Origin of the sequence: Amycolatopsis sp. NPDC004079 (assembly GCF_040610415.1) — a bacterium.
In the GTDB taxonomy this organism is placed as follows: domain Bacteria; phylum Actinomycetota; class Actinomycetes; order Mycobacteriales; family Pseudonocardiaceae; genus Amycolatopsis; species Amycolatopsis halotolerans.
This window is the reverse complement of the sequence record NZ_JBEXMH010000021.1, coordinates 69,164-88,054: the sequence shown is the minus strand read 5'-3', so window position 1 is coordinate 88,054 and position 18,891 is coordinate 69,164. Positions and strand designations below refer to the sequence as shown.

Annotated in this window: 14 protein-coding genes; 13 read left to right on the top strand and 1 reads right to left on the bottom strand. The window is 69.7% G+C overall.

The features are described from left to right. Window positions 1–1,603 precede the first annotated feature (1,603 nt). The 8 genes from ABZX37_RS22555 to purH all read left to right on the top strand — a co-directional run bounded on the left by ABZX37_RS22555 (window position 1,604) and on the right by purH (window position 10,595). Window positions 1,604–3,214 (top strand): hypothetical protein, encoded by a 1,611-nt coding sequence (locus tag ABZX37_RS22555; RefSeq protein WP_354742422.1) that lies wholly within the window; start codon window positions 1,604–1,606, stop codon window positions 3,212–3,214. Continuing rightward, window positions 3,211–3,531: a hypothetical protein gene (locus ABZX37_RS22550; protein ID WP_354742421.1), complete on the top strand. Its 321-nt coding sequence runs from the start codon at window positions 3,211–3,213 to the stop codon at window positions 3,529–3,531. Before ABZX37_RS22555 ends, ABZX37_RS22550 begins: the two co-directional genes overlap by 4 nt. Window positions 3,532–3,649: 118 nt before the next feature. Continuing rightward, on the top strand, window positions 3,650–4,819 hold the full coding sequence (gene sucC, locus ABZX37_RS22545) for an ADP-forming succinate--CoA ligase subunit beta (protein ID WP_354742420.1): 1,170 nt from the start codon (window positions 3,650–3,652) through the stop codon (window positions 4,817–4,819). Between the two features lies 1 nt (window position 4,820). Then, window positions 4,821–5,711, top strand: a complete 891-nt coding sequence (sucD, locus tag ABZX37_RS22540; RefSeq protein WP_354742419.1) for a succinate--CoA ligase subunit alpha — start codon at window positions 4,821–4,823, stop codon at window positions 5,709–5,711. 216 nt (window positions 5,712–5,927) lie between these two features. Then, window positions 5,928–6,659: a DUF5336 domain-containing protein gene (locus ABZX37_RS22535; protein WP_354742417.1), complete on the top strand. Its 732-nt coding sequence runs from the start codon at window positions 5,928–5,930 to the stop codon at window positions 6,657–6,659. 155 nt (window positions 6,660–6,814) lie between these two features. Beyond that, complete coding sequence (locus ABZX37_RS22530) at window positions 6,815–8,344, top strand: DUF6350 family protein (protein WP_354742415.1); 1,530 nt, start codon at window positions 6,815–6,817, stop codon at window positions 8,342–8,344. 74 nt (window positions 8,345–8,418) lie between these two features. Next, a complete protein-coding gene (gene purN / locus ABZX37_RS22525; RefSeq protein WP_354742413.1) occupies window positions 8,419–9,036 on the top strand; it encodes a phosphoribosylglycinamide formyltransferase in 618 nt (205 codons plus the stop codon). Beyond that, window positions 9,033–10,595 (top strand): bifunctional phosphoribosylaminoimidazolecarboxamide formyltransferase/IMP cyclohydrolase, encoded by a 1,563-nt coding sequence (gene purH, locus ABZX37_RS22520; RefSeq protein ID WP_354742411.1) that lies wholly within the window; start codon window positions 9,033–9,035, stop codon window positions 10,593–10,595. The genes purN and purH overlap by 4 nt, the downstream gene beginning before the upstream one ends. A 45-nt stretch (window positions 10,596–10,640) precedes the next feature. Here the strand turns inward: purH and ABZX37_RS22515 are convergent, their stop codons facing one another. Further along, on the bottom strand, window positions 10,641–11,150 hold the full coding sequence (locus tag ABZX37_RS22515; RefSeq protein ID WP_354742409.1) for a GNAT family protein: 510 nt from the start codon (window positions 11,148–11,150) through the stop codon (window positions 10,641–10,643). A 1,296-nt stretch (window positions 11,151–12,446) separates the two neighbouring features. Here ABZX37_RS22515 and ABZX37_RS22510 point away from each other — a divergent pair. The 5 genes from ABZX37_RS22510 to ABZX37_RS22490 all read left to right on the top strand — a co-directional run bounded on the left by ABZX37_RS22510 (window position 12,447) and on the right by ABZX37_RS22490 (window position 18,875). Next, window positions 12,447–13,040: a hypothetical protein gene (locus tag ABZX37_RS22510; protein ID WP_354742407.1), complete on the top strand. Its 594-nt coding sequence runs from the start codon at window positions 12,447–12,449 to the stop codon at window positions 13,038–13,040. A 50-nt stretch (window positions 13,041–13,090) separates the two neighbouring features. Next, window positions 13,091–14,677, top strand: coding sequence for a DNA polymerase Y family protein (locus tag ABZX37_RS22505; protein WP_354742405.1), 1,587 nt, complete (start codon window positions 13,091–13,093; stop codon window positions 14,675–14,677). Between the two features lie 62 nt (window positions 14,678–14,739). Beyond that, the gene (locus ABZX37_RS22500; protein WP_354742403.1) at window positions 14,740–14,862 is read left to right on the top strand and encodes a hypothetical protein; all 123 of its coding nucleotides are present in this window, start codon (window positions 14,740–14,742) and stop codon (window positions 14,860–14,862) included. Window positions 14,863–14,864: 2 nt separating this feature from the next. Further along, window positions 14,865–18,197, top strand: a complete 3,333-nt coding sequence (locus tag ABZX37_RS22495; protein ID WP_354742401.1) for an error-prone DNA polymerase — start codon at window positions 14,865–14,867, stop codon at window positions 18,195–18,197. 90 nt (window positions 18,198–18,287) lie between these two features. Further along, a complete protein-coding gene (locus tag ABZX37_RS22490; protein WP_354742399.1) occupies window positions 18,288–18,875 on the top strand; it encodes a pentapeptide repeat-containing protein in 588 nt (195 codons plus the stop codon). The last annotated feature ends 16 nt before the right edge of the window (window positions 18,876–18,891 follow it).

Sequence of the window (18,891 nt, the reverse complement as noted above, 5' to 3'; positions counted from 1 at the left end):
AGAACTACTTCACTGCGTGTGACCCGAGTCACATACCTTCGGATGGCCCAACGCCGCTGAGGCCCTCCCGGCGGCGTAGCGGACGAAATAACCGGCCGCCCGGGTGCGTTGAAGCAGTTTCACGCCGATTCTTGTGATGCCGCTCACTCGCATCAGGCCCACCGGACACTCTTCGACGGTTTCGCCTCGCGACGCTCCGCGCCCACTCTCCGGCGACGGATCTTTCCCGCCCCGAGCCGCCTGGACCGCAGGTCGACACCGGGTCCGTCTGCTTCCCCGATTGCGCCAGGACCCTGCCTGGTCAGCCCCTTGTTTCCGAAACAACGCCCGGCAGCTTCGGCTTGGCTGGATTCGGCCGGTTGCCTGCCCTCCCCGGCAGGCCCCGGCCACCCCGTCCCTGGCCGGGCGGATCGTCCCCACGATCTGCCAGTGCCTGTCGCCGATCCCTTCGCGACTCAGCCGGTGCCTGCTCCCGGCAGGCCCTGGCCGTCTCCGTCCCTGTCAGGCCCTCCCCGGCCTGACAGGGACGGAGATCGCGGCTCCCCTCCGCGATGCGGCCGTTCACCTGCCCTCCCCGGCAGGTCTCGGCCATCTCCACCTCGGTCCCGGCAAGTCGTCCCCACGACCTGCCGGCACCCACCGCGGCCTCCCCGCCGCGGCCTGGTCGGGCGCCTGCCACGAACAGGCATCCGACCTCGTTCATCGCCCCCGCGATGTGTCCCCGTGCTTCATCCCGTGCCGGAGTGACGCCCCGAACGGCACTCCCTTACGCGACTTCCCCGAAGTTTTTCCTCGACGCTCCCTCCGGCCCTTCGGTCCTCTGCCGTCGAGACCTCCGGCCCGCGCCCCTCTTACGCGGATCGGAGGATTTTTTCTTCGCATCTGTCAGACGCGCGGGGACGGCCGGAGGTTCATCCGGTGCCGAATTCACCTGGAAGTGCGTTCCGGCCTGGTCGGGGCGGCCCTGCCGTCCGCCTGCCGGGACTGGTCCTTGCTAGCGTCGCGAGCGATGACTCCGCCGACCCCAGAGCCTCCCGACGGCGACTCCGCCCCGGACACCCCGGGCCGTCCCGCCGGATCCCGGCGTCCCAGCCTCGCCGAGCGCAAGGCCGCCGCCCGCGCCCGAGCCCGACGCGACGCCGGTCGCGCGAAATCGGACCCAGCCGACAGTCCCGCCGACTCATCCCGCCGGGCCGGAGCGGCTTCTGTTGGAGGCTCGCCCGACCGTGGCGAGGCGCAGTCGGCGGAGAGCTCAGCCGACTCGTCCCGCGGGGCTGAGGCAATCGCGGAAAGTTCAGCTGCCCCGTCCGGCGGCGGCGAGTCCGCGACGAAAGACCCGGCCACTCAGTCCGGCCGAGGAGACGCGGCAGCCTCACGACCGCGCGACAAGGCCGCACCGGCAGGAGTGTCCAGCCGCCAAGACGCCGACGCTGACCCGACCGAGCGGAGGTCGGCGCCCCGCACCATCCCAAGCCGCCGAGGCACAAGCCGAGACTCGAACCGAGACTCGAACCGAGGCGAGAACCCGCCCCTCCTGGACCTCACCGACCAGGCCCCCTCCCCAAGGCTCCGCGCCGCCACCGCGCTCCTCGGTCTCGGCGCCTTGGCCCTCGCCGCCGGATCCGTCGTCCCGGTCTCGCCCGACGCCGGACCGGGCTACCTCTCCTGGCCGCTTCTCGTCATCCTCGCCGTAGTCCCGGCCGGGATCGCGTTCGCGGCGGCTCGCAGCGGGCGGCACGGGCTGGCCGCCGGTCTCGTCACCGGCCTCGCCGCTCTCGCGCCGGGGCGGTTGATTCTCGATCTTCAATTCCTCGTCAACGGCTCCAAGACCATCCGTCCCGAGCTGTATCTCCCAGACCGCCTGCTCGACCGCAGCGGTGTGGGCATCGGGTTCTGGCTGCTGATCGCCGGGCACCTGCTGACGCTCGTCGCCGGGATCATGGCCGCACAGGTCGTTCGTGAGCGCAACGAGATCGCCGGAGGGGACGACAAACGCCGCTGGCGGTTGATCATTCCGCTGCTCGCCGTAGTCGCCGCGGTCGGATTGCTGATGACTCCGGTCCTCTCCGACGATCCGTTTCTCCTTGCGCGGTCAGCGTTTGAGGGGCCAGGGCTGGCCCTCGCCGGTTACCTTCTCCTCGCCGGTGCGCTGCCGGTCGCCGCGGTGCTCGGGGTTTTCGCCGGGTCCGACGGTGTCGCTCGCGGGACGCTCGGCGGGATCGTCGCGGCGGTGCTGGCCGTCGCGGTGCCGACGTTCGTCGCCGGGCTGGCCGTATCGGGGCTCGAAGTCTCGACGGGCGCGTATCTCGCCGTCGTGCCGATGGTGCTGGTCCTCGTCCTCACTCCACTTGCGACACCGCAGCAGACGCAAACCGAACGCACCGATCTGGCCGGCGAGGCCCGCGTTCCGGGGCTCACGATCTGGCGCGCGCTCACCGCGTTGCTCGCCTTGCTGACCGGAATCGCGGCGGCGATCGGCGCATCAGCGCCGCAACTCGGCAACAGCACGGACAGCCCGGCCCGCCTGCAACTGCTGATCGCGGCCATTCTTGTCGTGCTGCCAACACCTTTCCTTCTCGCGAGCCGTACCGCGCCGTTCGCACGCGGGGTGCTCGCGGTGTTGTGGGCTGGCGTCGTTCTCGCGGGAACGGCAGTGCTCAGTACCGCCATCACCGCTTCCGAGGCGACGGGACTCGGCGGGCTCGGCGGCGCGATCAGTTACCACCTTGGCGCGGGAGCCGTTTTCACCGCGATCGCACTCGGTCTCGCCGGGCTTACCGGATTGGCCGCGGTGGTGACCGGCGTCGTGGAACGCGACGACACCGGTACCGAAGGGCCGCGATCCCGAGTTCTGATTCCGGCCGGAATCACCGCTGTGCTGGCGATCGCGACGTTCGGCACGCCGGTGTTCACCGCGCGGGATTACGCGGCACCCGGTCTCTGGTCCGATTTCGACACTCCGTCGTGGGGATTGCTCGCCGGGGTGCTCGTCGTTCTCGGGACACTCGGGTTGAGCGTGCGTTCGCGGCCCGGCGCCGCGGCGGCGGGACTGACCGGAGCGGCGGTGCTCCTTGCCTTGCATGTCGCCGAGATTCCGCTGGTCAGTTCTCTGTTCTCCACCGCGAAGCCGGGCGCGGGTTTCTGGCTTGGGCTCGCCGCGACAGCAGTGGCAGTGGTCGCCGCCGTCACCGCGGCTGCCGGTGCGAAGAAGTGAGTCCGCGGCGCGTCGTCCTCGTGGAGTTGGCTGAAGAAACCGCGGCGATTCCCTTGGCACGAATGCTGCGCGACGCCGGTCTCGAAGTCGTCCACGTTGGACACCTCGACACGACGGAAAAGATCGTGCGGACAACCGAACAGGAGGATCCAGACATTCTGGGCCTCCTCGGTGGTCCAATACCCGAGGGCCTCGCCGAAGCGCTCCTCGGCGCGAACGTCGTCGAGCTGGGCGAGGAAAGCCCCGAAAAGGCCGCCGAAATGCTTGTCGGTGGGCGGTCTCACACCCTCGGCACACCCTCTGACCGCGCACGGTGACCGACTTCACCAGGTGCGGCGTCCCCTGTGTCTGCGCTGGTCGCTAACCTCGACTGGTCCGACAGCGCGGTCCGGAAAACGGACCACCACAGTGGCGTGTCGTCAGGAGACTGGAGTAGTGGACCTCTACGAGTACCAGGCGAGGGATCTCTTCGCCGCCCACGGAGTACCGGTTCTGCCGGGCGCCGTGGCAAGCACCCCGGAAGAAGCCAAGGCCGCCGCGGAGCAGATCGGCACCCAGGTCGTCGTCAAGGCGCAGGTGAAGGTCGGCGGCCGGGGCAAGGCGGGCGGCGTCAAGCTGGCCCAGACGCCCGACGAGGCGAAGGAGAAGGCGGAAGCCATCCTCGGCCTCGACATCAAGGGCCACATCACGCACCGCGTGCTGGTGGCGGAAGCATCGGACATCGCGTCCGAGTACTACTTCTCCTTCCTTCTCGACCGCGCCAACCGCACTTTCCTCGCGATGGCGTCGTCCGAGGGCGGCATGGAGATCGAGCAGCTCGCGGTCGAGCGCCCGGACGCGCTCGCCAAGATCCCGGTCGACGCGATCAAGGGCGTCGACAAGGCGACGGCGCTCGAGATCCTGAAGGCCGGCAACTTCCCGGCCGACATCATCGACGAGGCCGCCGACGTCGTGGTGAAGCTGTGGGAGACCTTCGTCTCCGAGGACGCCACCCTGGTCGAGGTCAACCCGCTGGTCCGCGACCCGCAGGACAAGATCATCGCCCTCGACGGCAAGGTCACCCTCGACGAGAACGCCGCCTTCCGCCACCCGGCGCACGAGGAGCTCGTCGACAAGCAGGCCGAGAACCCGCTCGAGGCGAAGGCCAAGGCCAAGAACCTCAACTACGTCAAGCTCGAGGGCGAAGTCGGGATCATCGGCAACGGCGCGGGCCTCGTGATGTCCACTTTGGACGTCGTGGCGTACGCGGGCGAGAAGCACGGCGGCGTCAAGCCCGCCAACTTCCTCGACATCGGCGGCGGCGCGTCGGCCGAGGTCATGGCGGCCGGGCTGGACGTCATCCTCAACGACACCGACGTCAAGAGCGTGTTCGTGAACGTCTTCGGCGGCATCACCGCGTGCGACGCGGTCGCGAACGGCATCGTCGAGGCGCTGAAGATCCTGGGCGACGAGGCCACCAAGCCGCTGGTCGTCCGCCTGGACGGCAACAACGTCGTCGAGGGTCGCCAGATCCTGGCCGACGCGAACCACCCGCTGGTCACCGTGGTGGACACAATGGACAACGCGGCCGACAAGGCTGCCGAGCTCGCCGCGGCAGGTGCGTGAGATGTCGATCCTGATCAACGAGAACAGCAAGGTCATCGTCCAGGGGCTCACCGGCTCCGAGGGCATGAAGCACGCGACCAAGATGCTGAAGTCCGGCACCAACATCGTGGGCGGCGTCAACGCCCGCAAGGCCGGCCAGACGGTCACCATCGAGGGCAAGGACCTCACCGTGTTCGGCACGGTCGAGGAGGCCATCAAGGAGACCGGCGCCGACGTGTCGGTCATCTTCGTGCCGCCGAAGTTCGCCAAGGACGCGGTCATCGAGGCGATTGACGCCGAGATCCCGCTGGCCGTCGTCATCACCGAGGGCATCCCGGTGCACGACTCGGCCTACTTCTGGGCGCACGCGGTCGCGACCGGCAACAAGACCCGGATCATCGGGCCGAACTGCCCCGGCGTGATCAGCCCCGGCAAGTCGAACGCGGGCATCATCCCGTCCGACATCTCCGCCGCCGGCGGCATCGGTCTCGTGTCGAAGTCGGGCACGCTGACCTACCAGATGATGTACGAGCTGCGCGACATCGGTTTCTCGACCGCTGTCGGCATCGGCGGCGACCCGGTCATCGGCACCACCCACATCGACGCCCTCGAGGCGTTCGAGAAGGACGCCGACACCAAGGTCATCGTGATGATCGGCGAGATCGGCGGCGACGCCGAGGAGCGCGCCGCGGCTTACATCAAGGAGAACGTGACCAAGCCGGTCGTCGGCTACGTCGCGGGCTTCACCGCCCCTGAGGGCAAGACGATGGGCCACGCGGGCGCGATCGTCTCCGGTTCGTCGGGCACCGCCGCGGCGAAGAAGGAGGCCCTCGAGGCCGCCGGCGTCAAGGTCGGCAAGACCCCGAGCGAGACCGCGGTTCTCGCTCGCGAGCTGTACAACAGCCTCGGCTGACCAGCAGCGACTCCAACGGCGGAGGCCGGGCACCGACACGGTGCCCGGCCTTCGTCGTTTCCGCCCGCAACCGATCCGGCGCTCGGTGCGTCCAACCTCGCGGACGCCAAGGGCGGATGCGCTAGCGTGCAGTCACTCGTGAGCGGGGGACGCCGCCGGCGCGCCCGGGCGCCGCAGGATCTCGAACCGCCGGTCGATGAGACAGGAGACCTTCCGATGACCTTCCCCAGTGGCGGGCCCGGCTACCCCCAGCAGGGCCAGCCGTCCCAGGGACCGCCCCCGTCGGGCGGGTTCCCGCAGCAGCCCCAGCCGCAGCAGGGCCCGCCTGCCTCGGGCGCCGGAACGCCGCCGAACCTTCCGCTGCTGCTGTCCCTCGGCGTGGCCGGGCTCGGGCTGGTGCAGTACTTCCTCGGCTTCGCCGCCGAGGCGGGCACGGCCGGGCAGGCCATTCTGTTCCTGCTCGTCGGCGGTCTGCTGTCGGCGATGAACCTGCTGCCCAAGGGCCCGAAGACGCTGCCGTTCGCCGCGCTGTTCAGCGTGCTCGGCGGGCTGGGCGCGCTCGACTCCGTCATCTCCGGGCGTTCGTCTGCCATCGTGATCGTGGTGCTGATCCTCGGTCTCCTGCAGATGGCCGCGGCGGTCGCCGTGCTGCTGTTCGAGTACGGCGTGCTCAAGCCGCCGGCTCCGCAGCCGTCCGCTCCGGCGTACCAGCAGCCCTACGGCCAGCCGGGCCAGTACCAGCCGACTCAGTACCAGCCGGCTCCCGGCCAGCAGTCGCCCCAGCAGGCTCCGGGACAGCAGCCGCCTTCCCCGCAGCAGCCGCCCGCCACGCCGCCTCCGGGCGGACAGGCCACGACGTACGCGCCGCAGCAGGGCCAGTTCTTCCAGCCGCCTGCCGACCAGAACAAACCGGGCACGCCGCCCGGAGGTTTCGGACAGCAAGGCTGATACCCCTTCGCGCCACCCACCCGCTGTGACTCTCCGTGTCACAGCGGGTGTTTTTATTGCCCTCGTGCCACGACCGGGTGGGCGTTGGATTCGCCACGTCCGCCGGGCGGCGTGCCTCACCCGGACGGCCGAGCGCGGATGTCATGGTCGGGAACATGCAGGTGCTCACCAGTCCCGGACGCCCCGCGGGCGACGAGCCGGTGGGCGACTCCCTTGACCAGGATGTCCCGCAGGCACCCCGGTCGCGGGTGTTGCTCGTCGCGGCGCTCGGCCCGCTCGTCACCGGCTACGCGGCGGTCGCCACCCTGCTCGCGCTCGTCACTCTGACTGCCCAGCACGCGGTCTTCTCCTTCGGCGGTGTGCTGCTGTCGGCGGGACCCGGCTGGCTGGCCGCCTATCAGGTCGAACTCGGGATTGGCGGTCATCCGCTCGGGATGCTGCCGCTGCTGCCGACGGTTGGCGTGGTGCTGCTGGTCGCGCGGGCGGCGGCCAATGCGGTGCGCCGGCTGCGCTGCGCCCGGCTGCGGCACACAGTCCCGTTGATCGCCACGATTTCCGGCGCGCATCTGGTGTTCGGCGTGCTGATCTCGCTGCTGTCGATCGGCGAACCGGTACGGGCGAACTTCTGGCTCGCCGCGGTGGTGCCCGCCGTGATCTCCGGACTCGCGGCTACCGGCGGGGTGCTTCGGCGGTTCGGGATGCCGCAGGTGCTCGCCGATCGGCTCGACCCGCTGGCCCTTCGCGGTTTGCGGGCAGGTCTGCTCGGGCTGTTCGCGCTGCTGGCGGCGGGCGCTCTGACGCTGACCGCCGCCACGGCGCTGTCCGCGCGCACGGTGTCCAGCCTGTTCGAGCCGTCGTTCGGCGGCAGCTTCGGACTGTTCCTGCTTTCCGTGTTGTACCTGCCGAACGCCGTGGTCGCGGCGATGTCGTTCGTGAGCGGGCCGGGATTCAGCATCGGGACCCTCGACGTGCACCTCATCGGCTACCGCGGCGGTTCCGTCCCCGGGGTACCGCTGCTCGGCGGCATTCCCGAGCACGCCGCGTCGTGGTGGCCGGTGCTGCTGGTGCTGCCGCTGGCGGTCGGGGTGCTGGTCGGCTGGTCGGTCCGCGCGGTGGACGAGGACCCGGCGGCGCGGCTGCGGGTCGTGGTCGTCGCGGGCGCGGTCGTCGGGTTCGGCTGCGTGCTGCTGGGCACGCTCGCCGGCGGACGGCTCGGCGACGGTCCGTTCGACCCGGTCAGCGTGCCGGTCGGGGTGGCGTCGATCGTGGCGTTCTGCTGGATCGTGATTCCGGCGGGGTTCGTGGCGTTCTTCGCGGGGGCGCACTCTCCGATGCAGCCGGTGGGCTCGCTTGAGGTGGAGGACGAGGAGCCGGAAGCCGAAGCCGAGTCCGAGTCGGATGAGGCTGAGGCTGAGGACGGCGAGCCGGAAGAGTCCGAGTCCGATGAGGACGTCGCGGACGAGGAATCCGAAGACGCCGAGGACTCCCCGGACGACGAGGACTTCGACGCCGAGGCCGACGCCGAACTGGGCCTCGACCTGCCGGAGGACGAGCCGGAAACCGAGGCCGCCGCGACCGAGGACAAGGCTGAAGACGAGCCCGAAGCCCCCGTCGAAGAGCCGGACGCTGTGACCGAGTCCACCGAGGACTCCGGCGACGCGAAGCCCGCCGAGGACGACCGTTAGGGTTGGGGCGACCTGGTGAAGCGCCGTGCGCCCGAGGCGTACCGCCGTGCAAGGAGCCCGTTCTGGCCAGCCGCTTGGAACTGCCCACTCCGGTGAAGATCGTCGTGCTCGCGTCCGGTTCCGGCACGCTGCTGCAGGCTGTGCTCGACGCGGTCGGACAGCCCGGGTTCCCGGCCTCCGTCGCGGCCGTCGGCGCGGATCGCACCGGCATCGAGGCGCTCACGCGGGCGGAGCGGGCCGACGTGCCGTCGTTCACCGTCCGTGTCGCCGACCATCCGGACCGGGCCGCGTGGGACCGCGCGCTCGCCGAGGCCGTCGCGGCTTACCGGCCCGACCTCGTGGTGTCCGCGGGCTTCATGAAGATCCTCGGGCCGGAGTTCCTGTCGCGGTTCGCGGGCCGCGTGATCAACACCCATCCCGCGCTGCTGCCGTCGTTCCCCGGGATGCACGCGGTCGCCGACGCGCTGGCCGCGGGCGTGCGCGTCACCGGATCGACGGTGCATTTCGTCGACGCCGGGGTGGACACCGGCCCGGTCATCGCCCAGGAGGCGGTGCCGGTGGAGACCGACGACACCGAAGACGTCCTGCACGAGCGGATCAAAGCCGTGGAACGCAGGCTGCTGGTTGAAACGATCGAGCGACTCGGCCGTGGTGGGTGCACCGTGGACGGACGAAAGGTGAGGTTTTCGTGAGCACAGCACAGGGGCGGCGCCCGGTCCGGCGCGCGCTGATCGGCGTCTCGGACAAGGCCGGCCTGCTCGAGCTCGCGACCGGCCTGCACGCGGCCGGCGTGGAGATCGTGTCGACCGGCGGCACGGCGAAGGTCATCGCGAACGCCGGGGTCCCGGTCACGCCGGTCGAGCAGGTCACCGGGTTCCCGGAGTCGTTTGACGGCCGGGTCAAGACGCTGCACCCGCGCGTGCACGCCGGACTGCTCGCCGACCAGGGCAACGACGACCACGTCGCGCAGCTCAAGCAGCTCGACATCGCGGCGTTCGACCTGCTCGTGGTGAACCTGTACCCGTTCCAGGCGACCGTCGCGTCCGGCGCGAGTCCCGAGGACTGCGTCGAGAACATCGACATCGGCGGTCCCGCGATGGTGCGCGCGGCCGCGAAGAACCACGGCAGCGTCGCTGTCGTCGTGGACCCGGCGCGGTACGCGTGGGTGCTCGAGCAGGTCTCCGCGGGCGGCTTCGAACTCTCGGACCGTAAGCGGCTCGCTGCGCAGGCGTACGCGCACACGGCTGCGTACGACACGGCTGTCGCTTCGTGGTTCGCCAACGCGTACGCGCCTTCGGACGACAGCGGCTTCCCGGACTTCCTCGGCGCGACGTGGGACCGTGCGGACGTACTGCGCTACGGCGAGAACCCGCACCAGAAGGCGGCGCTGTACCGCAGCGCGCAGCCGGGCCTCGCGCACGCGGAGCAGCTTCACGGCAAGGCGATGTCGTACAACAACTACGTCGACACTGACGCCGCGCGCCGGGCCGCCTTCGACTTCTCCGAGCCTGCTGTCGCGATCATCAAGCACGCCAACCCGTGCGGGATCGCTGTCGGCGCGGACATCGCCGAAGCGCACCGTAAGGCGCACGCTTGCGACCCGGTGTCCGCTTACGGCGGCGTGATCGCCACGAACCGCCCGGTGAGCGTCGCGGCGGCGGAGCAGATCGCCGAGGTCTTCACTGAGGTTGTGCTCGCCCCCGACTTCGAGCCGGAAGCGCTGGAGATCTTGCAGCGCAAGAAGAACGTGCGGCTGCTGAAGCTGCCCGCGATCGAGAACGCGGCCCCGGTGGAGTTCCGGCCGATCTCCGGCGGCGTGCTCGTGCAGACCGCCGACGCGATCGACGCCCCCGGCGACAACCCGGCGAACTGGGAGCTGGCCACCGGCTCGCCCGCCGACGAGCAGACCCTGGCGGACCTGGAATTCGCGTGGCGGGCCCTGCGCGCGGTGAAGTCCAACGCGATCCTGCTGGCGCACGAGCAGGCGACCGTCGGCGTCGGCATGGGCCAGGTCAACCGCGTCGACTCGTCGCGGCTGGCGGTCTCGCGGGCGGGCGACCGGGCGAAGGGCTCGGTCGGCGCGTCGGACGCTTTCTTCCCGTTCCCGGACGGGCTCGAGGTGCTGATCGAGGCCGGCGTGCGCGCCGTCGTGCAGCCCGGCGGGTCCATTCGCGACGCCGAGGTGATCGCCGCCGCCGAGGCCGCCGGGATCACGCTGTACCTGACCGGAACGCGGCACTTCGCGCACTGATTTTGTTGCTGGCCGGCCGGGACTCATCGAGTCCCGGCCGGTTTTTCATCCCTCGCGCAAGATCGCGTAGACGACTTCGTCGCGGTAGCCGCCGTCACGCCAGGTGACCTGGCACAGCAGGCCTTCGCGATGGAAGCCGGTCTTTTCGAGCACCTGCTGCCCGTCGAGGTCCTCGCTGTCGACGAAGGCTTCGAGCCGATGCGCGCGGGTGTGCTGGAAGAGCTGGTCGACGAGCAGCCGATACGCCTTGTCCGTGCCGTGTCCGCGATAGTCCGGCAGCAACGTGACGCCGACCCGGAAGCACCCGCCGACCGGCCCGCCTCGATCGGCCGCCTCCCAGGTAGCCATCCCGGCGACGGCCGAGTCGACGGTCACCGCGACCGCGCTTGAAGCCGGGCTGAGGAACCCGTCCTCAGCGAAGCGGCGTCGTGCCCGCGGCCCGGTGAAACTCGTCCACTGGAAGGCCGCGGCGGCGTCCGGGTCCGTGGAGAACCGGTCGAGCACCGGCAGGTCAGCTTCGGCGAAACCCCGCAGGGCGATGTGTCCTGTCTTCATCAGGGTTCCCAGTGTAAAGAGCCGTTTTCCTGGTGTCCGGTGATCTTTCGGGTTCTTTCTCCGTGCTCGCTTGACAGCCGGGGAGGGGGCGAGTGAGACTGAGCTGTGTCGAACGGATGTTCGATACTGTTCGGCGCAACGGTGTGTATTTGGATGTGATTGTTGGGTGACCGTGCGGATTCCGCACGGATGAGGATGCGGAACCGCCTTCCCCGCGGTGCGCCGACGTCCGTCCCGGGCTTGGTTTGACGACCTTGCTTCCGGGGCTGGTCGTCGGCTGATCTTGGCGGAGGGAGGAAGCCGGTGACGACCGGAGTGGCTTCGGGGGCTGCTTCTTCGGAGCTCGCCTTTTCGGGGGCTGCTTCGGAGATCGCGGGAGTTTCAGAGGCCGCGGGGGCCTTTGAGGGGACTGCCGCGGACGGTCCGGTCGCGGCTGGCTTTTCTGGGGCGGGTGAGGCTTCGGCGACGGCCGAGGACCTGACCGTGCCGATCCTTCCTGCTGGCTCTGCTCCGGCCGATCTCCTTGGCATTGCGAGGATTCCGGCGAAGCCGAAAAAACCCGCCAGGCCGTCTGGGAAGAACTTCCCCGGCGCGGAAGCCGCGGCTTCCGCCCCCACGAGCGTGCCGAAGGCGCGGCTGGCACGCTCGTGGGAAGTATCGGTGCCGTGGTCGGCGATCGAAGCGTTCGCGAAGGAACGAACGCCGGTCGCCGCGATGTCCGCGGGTTCGCCGAGGGTGATGTTCTCGTTGGGGGAGAACGGATCTCGTGCTCGGCCGAGTTCTCTGGACGTGGCGTTCGAGCCATGGATGCCAGTCAACTTCGGCCGAACGGCAGAAGCCGGCTCGTCGACGGGGCTTCGTTCGCAGGCGCGGTCAGGCCCGTCAGCCGAATCCGGTCGTGAACTTCCCGCCCGGATTGCGGCGTCCGCTGACGCGTGCATGTCCAGCGGACCCGATTCACCGACTCCGCTCACCCCGCCGACTCGGCTGCACCCAGCAATCCCGCCTCATTCCGGTCCGAAAACTCCGTCCGAGGCTCCGCTTGCTCCTCCGACCCCGCTGCGCCCTGCAATGCCACCCGACCAGGCAACCTCACCCCGCTCAGAAACTCCCGACTCGCCGAAACTCCGTCCCCCGACCCGGCTTCACCCCGCCGACTCGCCCGAGCCCACGCCTGATCCCGCTGACCCGGCACACCCGCTGGCCAAACTGACCGCCCTCCCCGGCGTCAGCACTGCCAGCACCGTCGCGGCCGAGCGGGCTTCCCAGACCGACTGGGGACGCGCCGCCGGGCGGATGCTCCCCGTGGCTCCAGCCCTGGCGGATCTCCTCCCCGGGGCCGGGTTGCGACGCGGAAGCATCGTCGCGGTCCACCATTCCACCTCCTTGCTGTTCGCGTTGCTCGCGGAGGCGACCGTCGCCGGGGCATGGGCTGCGGTCGTCGGTGCTCCGTCGCTGGGGATTGTCGCGGCGGCCGAGCACGGGGTCGCCGTTTCGCGGCTCGCGTTGGTTCCTCAGCCGGGGGCCGAATACCAAGCCGTGATGGCCGCTTTGCTCGACGGCGTCGACCTGGTAGTCACCGAGCCTCGTTCAGTCCGGCCGGATGTCGCACGCAGGCTCGCGGCAAGGGCGAGGAATCGCGGGGCGGTGCTGCTTTCGTTGGGGCCCTGGCCTTCCGCCGATGTCGAACTGCACTGCACCCCCGGAGCCTGGACCGGGGTGCTTGAGCACGGTGCCGGTCACCTCCGTTCCCGCCCCGTCGAAGTGCATGCCCGCGGTCGCGGCGCGGCGGCTCGGCCTCGGTCGGCGTCGGTGTTTCTGCCCGGCCCGGACGGGCGGGTTTCCCGGGGCGAGAAGCGCGTCGCGGCGCAGGAAGAGGCAGTCGGGTGACCAAGACTGTCTACAAAGGACAAAAAGATCCACGCCGCCATCCAACACGGATGCTGGTCCTGTGGTGCCCGGACTGGCCCGCGGTCGCTGCCGTCGCCGCGGCGGGGAGTGTGCTTACTCGGCCTGCGGCGGTATTCCATGCCAACCGGGTCGTCGCGTGCACTGCGGTCGCGCGGACGCGGAACATCCGGCGCGGGATGCGGCGGCGAGAAGCGGAATCCCAATGTCCGGACCTGGCGGTGTTCGGCGTAGACGACGCCCGGGACGCGCGATTGTTCGAGAACGTCGCGTCGGCGGTGGAGGAACTGGTCGTCGGGCTGGAAGTGGTGCGGCCCGGGCTTCTCGCGGTTCCCGTCGCGGGTGCGGCCGGGTATTTCGGCGGTGAACCGCGGCTCGCGGAGAAACTGGTGGATCAGGTGGCCGCGGCGGCCGGGGTCGAATGTCAGGTCGGCGTGGCGGAAGGATTGTTCGCGGCGACCCTCGCCGCGCGGCAGGGGGCGCTGGTCGAACCTGGGCGGACGGCCGAATTTCTCGCCCCATTGCCGGTGCTCGAGCTGGACCAGCCGGGTTCTGAGCGAGCGGATCTGGTCGGCCTGCTCGTCCGGCTCGGGTTGCGCACGCTCGGCGCCTTCGCCGAACTCGGCGAGCGGGACGTCGCCGCTCGGTTCGGGCGCACCGGGGTGCTCGCGCATCGGCTGGCCCGGGGGCTGTCCGACCGGCCGCCGTTGCGCCGCAGCCCGCCGCCGGAATTGTCGCTCGCCGAATCGTTCGATCCGGTGCTCGCCCGGGTGGATGTCGCCGCGTTCATGGCCAAAAAACTCGGCGCGCGGTTCCACGCCGCGCTCGCCGATCGCGGGCTCGCGTGCACTCGATTGGGTATATACGCGACCACCGAGAACGGCGAGCAGCTCGGTCGCGTCTGGCGTTGTGCGGAACCGCTTACGCCGCAAGGGGTCGCGGATCGGGTCCGGTGGCAGTTCGAGGGCTGGCTCAAGGCCGCGCCCGGCGAACGGCCCACGGCCGGGGTCGCGCGGTTGCGGCTCGAACCGGAAGAGACTGTCGAAGGGAGGTCATTGCAGCTGGGGCTGTGGCGGGGGAGCGATCCCGGAGCCGGTCCCGGCGAGGACGAGGAATTGGCCGCCGAACGGGCGGGCCGGGCGTTCGTGCGAGTCCAAGGCTTGCTCGGCCCGGAAGGAGTGGTCACGCCGCTGCTCGACGGCGGACGCGATCCGGCGAGCCGGGTCCGGCTCATTCCGTGGGGCGATCCGCGGGAACCCGTCGGACCGCCGGACGCCACGTGGCCTGCCCGGCTGCCCTCCCCGTCTCCGGCGACGGTGCTGGAACAACCGTTGCCAGTCCAGGTCATCGACGATCAGGGGCGGCCAGTCGGCCTCACCGCGCGCAAACGGCTGACCGCGCCGCCGCACGGACTTCGCGTCGCGGGCGGGCCGCCCCGGCCGATCACCGGATGGGCCGGTCCGTGGCCGGTCACGTCGGGCCGTCGTTCGACCGGCCCGCAGCGGGCCCGGCTGCAACTGTTGCTCGCGGCAGGGGAGAACGAGGCGCCGGAGGCGGTGCTCGTCCTCTGCTCCGGAACTGAAAATCCAGTGTGGACAGTGGAGGGAAGTTACGACTGACCGGTAAAGACCTGACCATCCTTGCCGAGAAACCCTGTGGAAACAACGAAAGGAAGCCGCAGATGATGGACCACGACCTGCCGACGCCCCGCGTACCGGTCGAACCGCCGTGCCCGTTCGACCCGGCGCTGCTCGTGCCGCTGATCCCGCAACCCCGTCGATCGCCTGAGAACCGGGTGGACTGACGATGGGCTGGAACAACCCGCCGGTCCCGTGGAAGGACCTCGCGCGGGCGCTGTCGGGCGGGATGCCGCCCGGCGACCACGGCGACAGTCCCGCGTGGGGCCGCAAGCGCGAGGCGTATCGCCGCCCCGCCGACATCCCGCCGCCGCGAAGCGACCTGGAATCCGGGCCGCGAGTGGCGTACGCCGAACTGCACTGCCACTCCAACTTCAGTTTCCTCGACGGCGCCAGCCACCCCGAGGAACTGGTGGAGGAGGCCGCGCGGTTGCGGCTCGACGCGATCGCGCTCACCGACCACGACGGCATGTACGGTGTGGTCCGCTTCGCCGAGGCGGCCAAAGAGCTAGGCGTCGCAACGGTATTCGGCACCGAGCTGAGCTTCGGGCTGTCCGGGCCGCAAAACGGCGTCGCCGACCCCGAAGGCGAACACCTCCTCCTGCTGGCCCGCGGCGACGACGGCTACCGCAGCCTGTGCCGCGCGATCACCGCCGGGCAGCTGCGTGGCCACGAAGACGAAAAAGCGGAACGTGCCGAAAAAGGCCGCCCGATCTACGATCTGCACGCGGTGGCGGAGGAAGTCGCGGGGAAATGCGCGGTGCTTACCGGCTGCCGCAAGGGATCCGTGCGATCGGCGCTGGTGCGCGAAGGCCCGGATGCCGCGCTCGCCGAGCTGCGTCGATTAGTCGACCTCTTCGGCCAAACCCAGGTATACGTCGAACTGATCGACCACGGCCAGCCGCTCGACAGCGTGCACAACGACCTGCTCGCCGAGATGGCCAGCGAACTCAAGCTGCCCACCGTCGCCACCACCGCCGCGCACTACGCCCGGCCGGAACGCGGCCGTCTAGCGGACGCGCTCGCCGCCATCCGCGCCCGGCGCGGCATCGACGACCTCGAAGGCTGGCTGCCCGGCGACGCTGCCGCGTTCTTGCGCTCCGGCAACGAAATGGCGGAAGTCTTCCAGCGGTACCCGGGCGCGGTGCAGCGATCGGCGTTGCTGGGCATGGAATGCGCCTTCCCGCTTGAGCATCTCGCGCCGGAACTGCCGCCGTTCGACGTGCCGGATGGCGAGACCGAGACCACGCACCTGCGAACCCTCGTCAAGAAGGGCTTTGAAGAGCGCTACTCGGGCAAAGAGCACGAAGACAAGGCTTGGCAGCAGATCGAGCACGAGATGGCGGTGATCGAGAAACTCGAGTTCCCCGGGTACTTCCTGATCGTCTGGGACATCGTCCGGTTCTGCCGGGACAGCGGAATCCTGTGCCAGGGAAGAGGTTCCGCGGCCAACTCGGCGGTGTGCTACGCGCTCGGGATCACCAATGTCGATCCCATCGAGTACCACCTGCTCTTCGAACGGTTCCTCGCGCCCGACCGCGACGGCTACCCGGACATCGACATCGACATCGAGTCCGACCGGCGCGAGGAAGCGATCCAGTACGTCTACGGCAAACACGGCAGGCTCAACGCCGCACAGGTCGCGAACGTGATCACCTACCGTGCCCGCTCGGCGATCCGCGACGCCGCCCGGGCGCTCGGCTACTCGCCCGGCCAGCAGGACGCGTGGAGCAAGCAGATTGACCGCTGGGGCGCCTTGCAGCGCACGGAGAAGGACCACGACCACGACATCCCGCGCGACGTCGTGCAACTCGCCTTCGCGCTCGAAGACTTCCCGCGGCACCTCGGCATCCACTCCGGCGGCATGGTGATGTGCCGGGAACCGGTGAGCCAGGTGTGCCCGGTCGAATGGGCGCGGATGGAGAACCGCAGCGTGCTGCAGTGGGAGAAGGAGGATTGCGCCGCGGCGGGGCTGGTGAAGTTCGACCTGCTCGGGCTCGGCATGCTCTCCGCGCTGCACTACATGCTCGATCTGGTCGAGGAATACAAGGGCGAGAGGATCGATCTCGCCGAGCTGAACCTCAACGACGAGAACATCTACGACATGCTTTGCCGCGCCGACGCGATCGGCGTGTTCCAGGTGGAGAGCCGGGCCCAGCTGGCGACCTTGCCGCGGTTGCGGCCGCGGGAGTTCTACGACCTGGCCGTGGAAGTCGCGCTGATCCGTCCCGGCCCGATCCAAGGCGGTTCGGTGCACCCGTACATCCGCCGCAAACAAGGGCGCGAGAAGTGGGAGTACGACCATCCGCGGCTGAAGAACGCTCTGGAGAAGACACTGGGGGTGCCGCTGTTCCAGGAGCAGATGATGCAGATCGCCCTGGACGTCGCGAGCTTCACCCCGGCCGAGGCCGACCAGTTGCGGCACGCGATGGGGTCGAAACGGTCGCAGCGGAAAATGGAACGGCTGCACAAGCGGTTCCTCGACGGAGCCGTCGCCAACGAGGTGGACGCGGAGCTGGCGGAGAAGATCTTCCAGAAGCTCAAGGCGTTCGCCAACTTCGGCTTCCCGGAAAGCCACGCGCTGAGCTTCGCGCATCTGGTGTTCGCGAGCGCGTACTTCAAGCACTACCACCCGGACGCGTTCTGTGCGGGTCTGCTGCGGGCGCAACCGATGGGGTTCTACTCGCCGCAGTCGCTGGTGGCGGACGCGCGACGGCACGGCGTCACCACTCTCGGTCCGGACATCAACCTGAGCCTCCCGCACGCGACGCTGGAAGCGTTGCCGGACAACGGAAAGCTTCACGCGGTGCGCGGCGGGCTCAGCACTGTCCGGATGATCGGCGAAACACTGGCCGAGGAGATCGTGGCGGAACGGCGGGCGAACGGCCGGTACGAGAGCATGTCCGACCTCGGCCGGCGCGTCCAGCTGACCACGCCGCAGCTGGAGGCACTGGCCACCGCGGGTGCGTTCAGTGCGTTCGGCCCGGACCGGAGGCAGGCGTTGTGGTCCGCGGGCGCGGTCGCGCAGGACAGGCCGGAGAAACTGCCCGGCACCGGTGTCGGCGTGGACGCGCCGATGCTGCCCGGGATGGACGGGCTCGACCTCGCCGTCGCCGACGTGTGGGCCACCGGGATCTCGCCGGACAGCTACCCGACGGAGTTCATCCGCGACCGGCTCGACGCGCTCGGGGTGATCACCGCCGACCAGCTGCTGGGCCGGGACGACGGGGAACGAGTGCTCGTCGGGGGAGCGGTCACGCACCGCCAGCGTCCGGCGACCGCCGGTGGAGTCACGTTCCTGAACCTCGAGGACGAGACCGGCATGGTGAACGTGATCTGCACCCTCGGGCTGTGGCAACGGTTCCACCGGATCGCGCGGGGCAGTGCGGCGCTGCTGGTGCACGGCGTGCTCGAAAAAGCGGACGGCGTGGCGAGCGTGCGCGCACAGAAACTCGAGCAGCTGACGCTGCGGATTCCCACGAGATCGCGGGACTTCCGATGACCGGCGGGCAGTTCGTGGACACACGCCTTCCGGCGGCTCGCAGCCACCCCGTCGACGAGGCGGTGCCGGGGCTGATGTCATCCTGTCGGGGTGACGGAGACTGGCGAGGACTACACCGAAGCGCGACTTTCCGGCCAGTGGTGGGAAAAACGCCAGTTCGTGGGTTGCGACTTCACCGAGGCGGACCTGCGCGACCTGCGTACTCGTGGTTGCACCTTCGACAACTGCGACTTCACCAAGGTCGACCTCGCCGGCTCGCGGCACGACGCGTCGGCGTTCCGCTCGTGCACGTTCGACCGCTCGGTGCTCGCCGACAGCCGCTGGTCGTCGTGCTCGCTGCTTGGTTCGTCCTTTGTGGACTGTCGATACACCGGGATCGCGCTGACCGAATGCGATCTGTCGCTGGCGTCGTTCGCGCGCGGCCGGTTGCGGAAACTGGACCTGTCGGGTCTGCGGATGCGGGAAGTGAACCTCAACGAGACGGATCTGACGGATTCCGACCTGCGGGGCACGGATCTGTCCGGGTCCCGGATGATCGGCACGAAACTTCCCGGAGCCGACCTTCGTGGCGCGGTCGTCGACGCGAACGGGCTGGTGCAGGCGGATCTGCGCGGCGCGTACGTGGACGTCGAACTGGCGGTGTCGTTCGCCGCGGCCCATGGCTTGGTCGTCAAGTAGCCCGTTTCCGAGCATG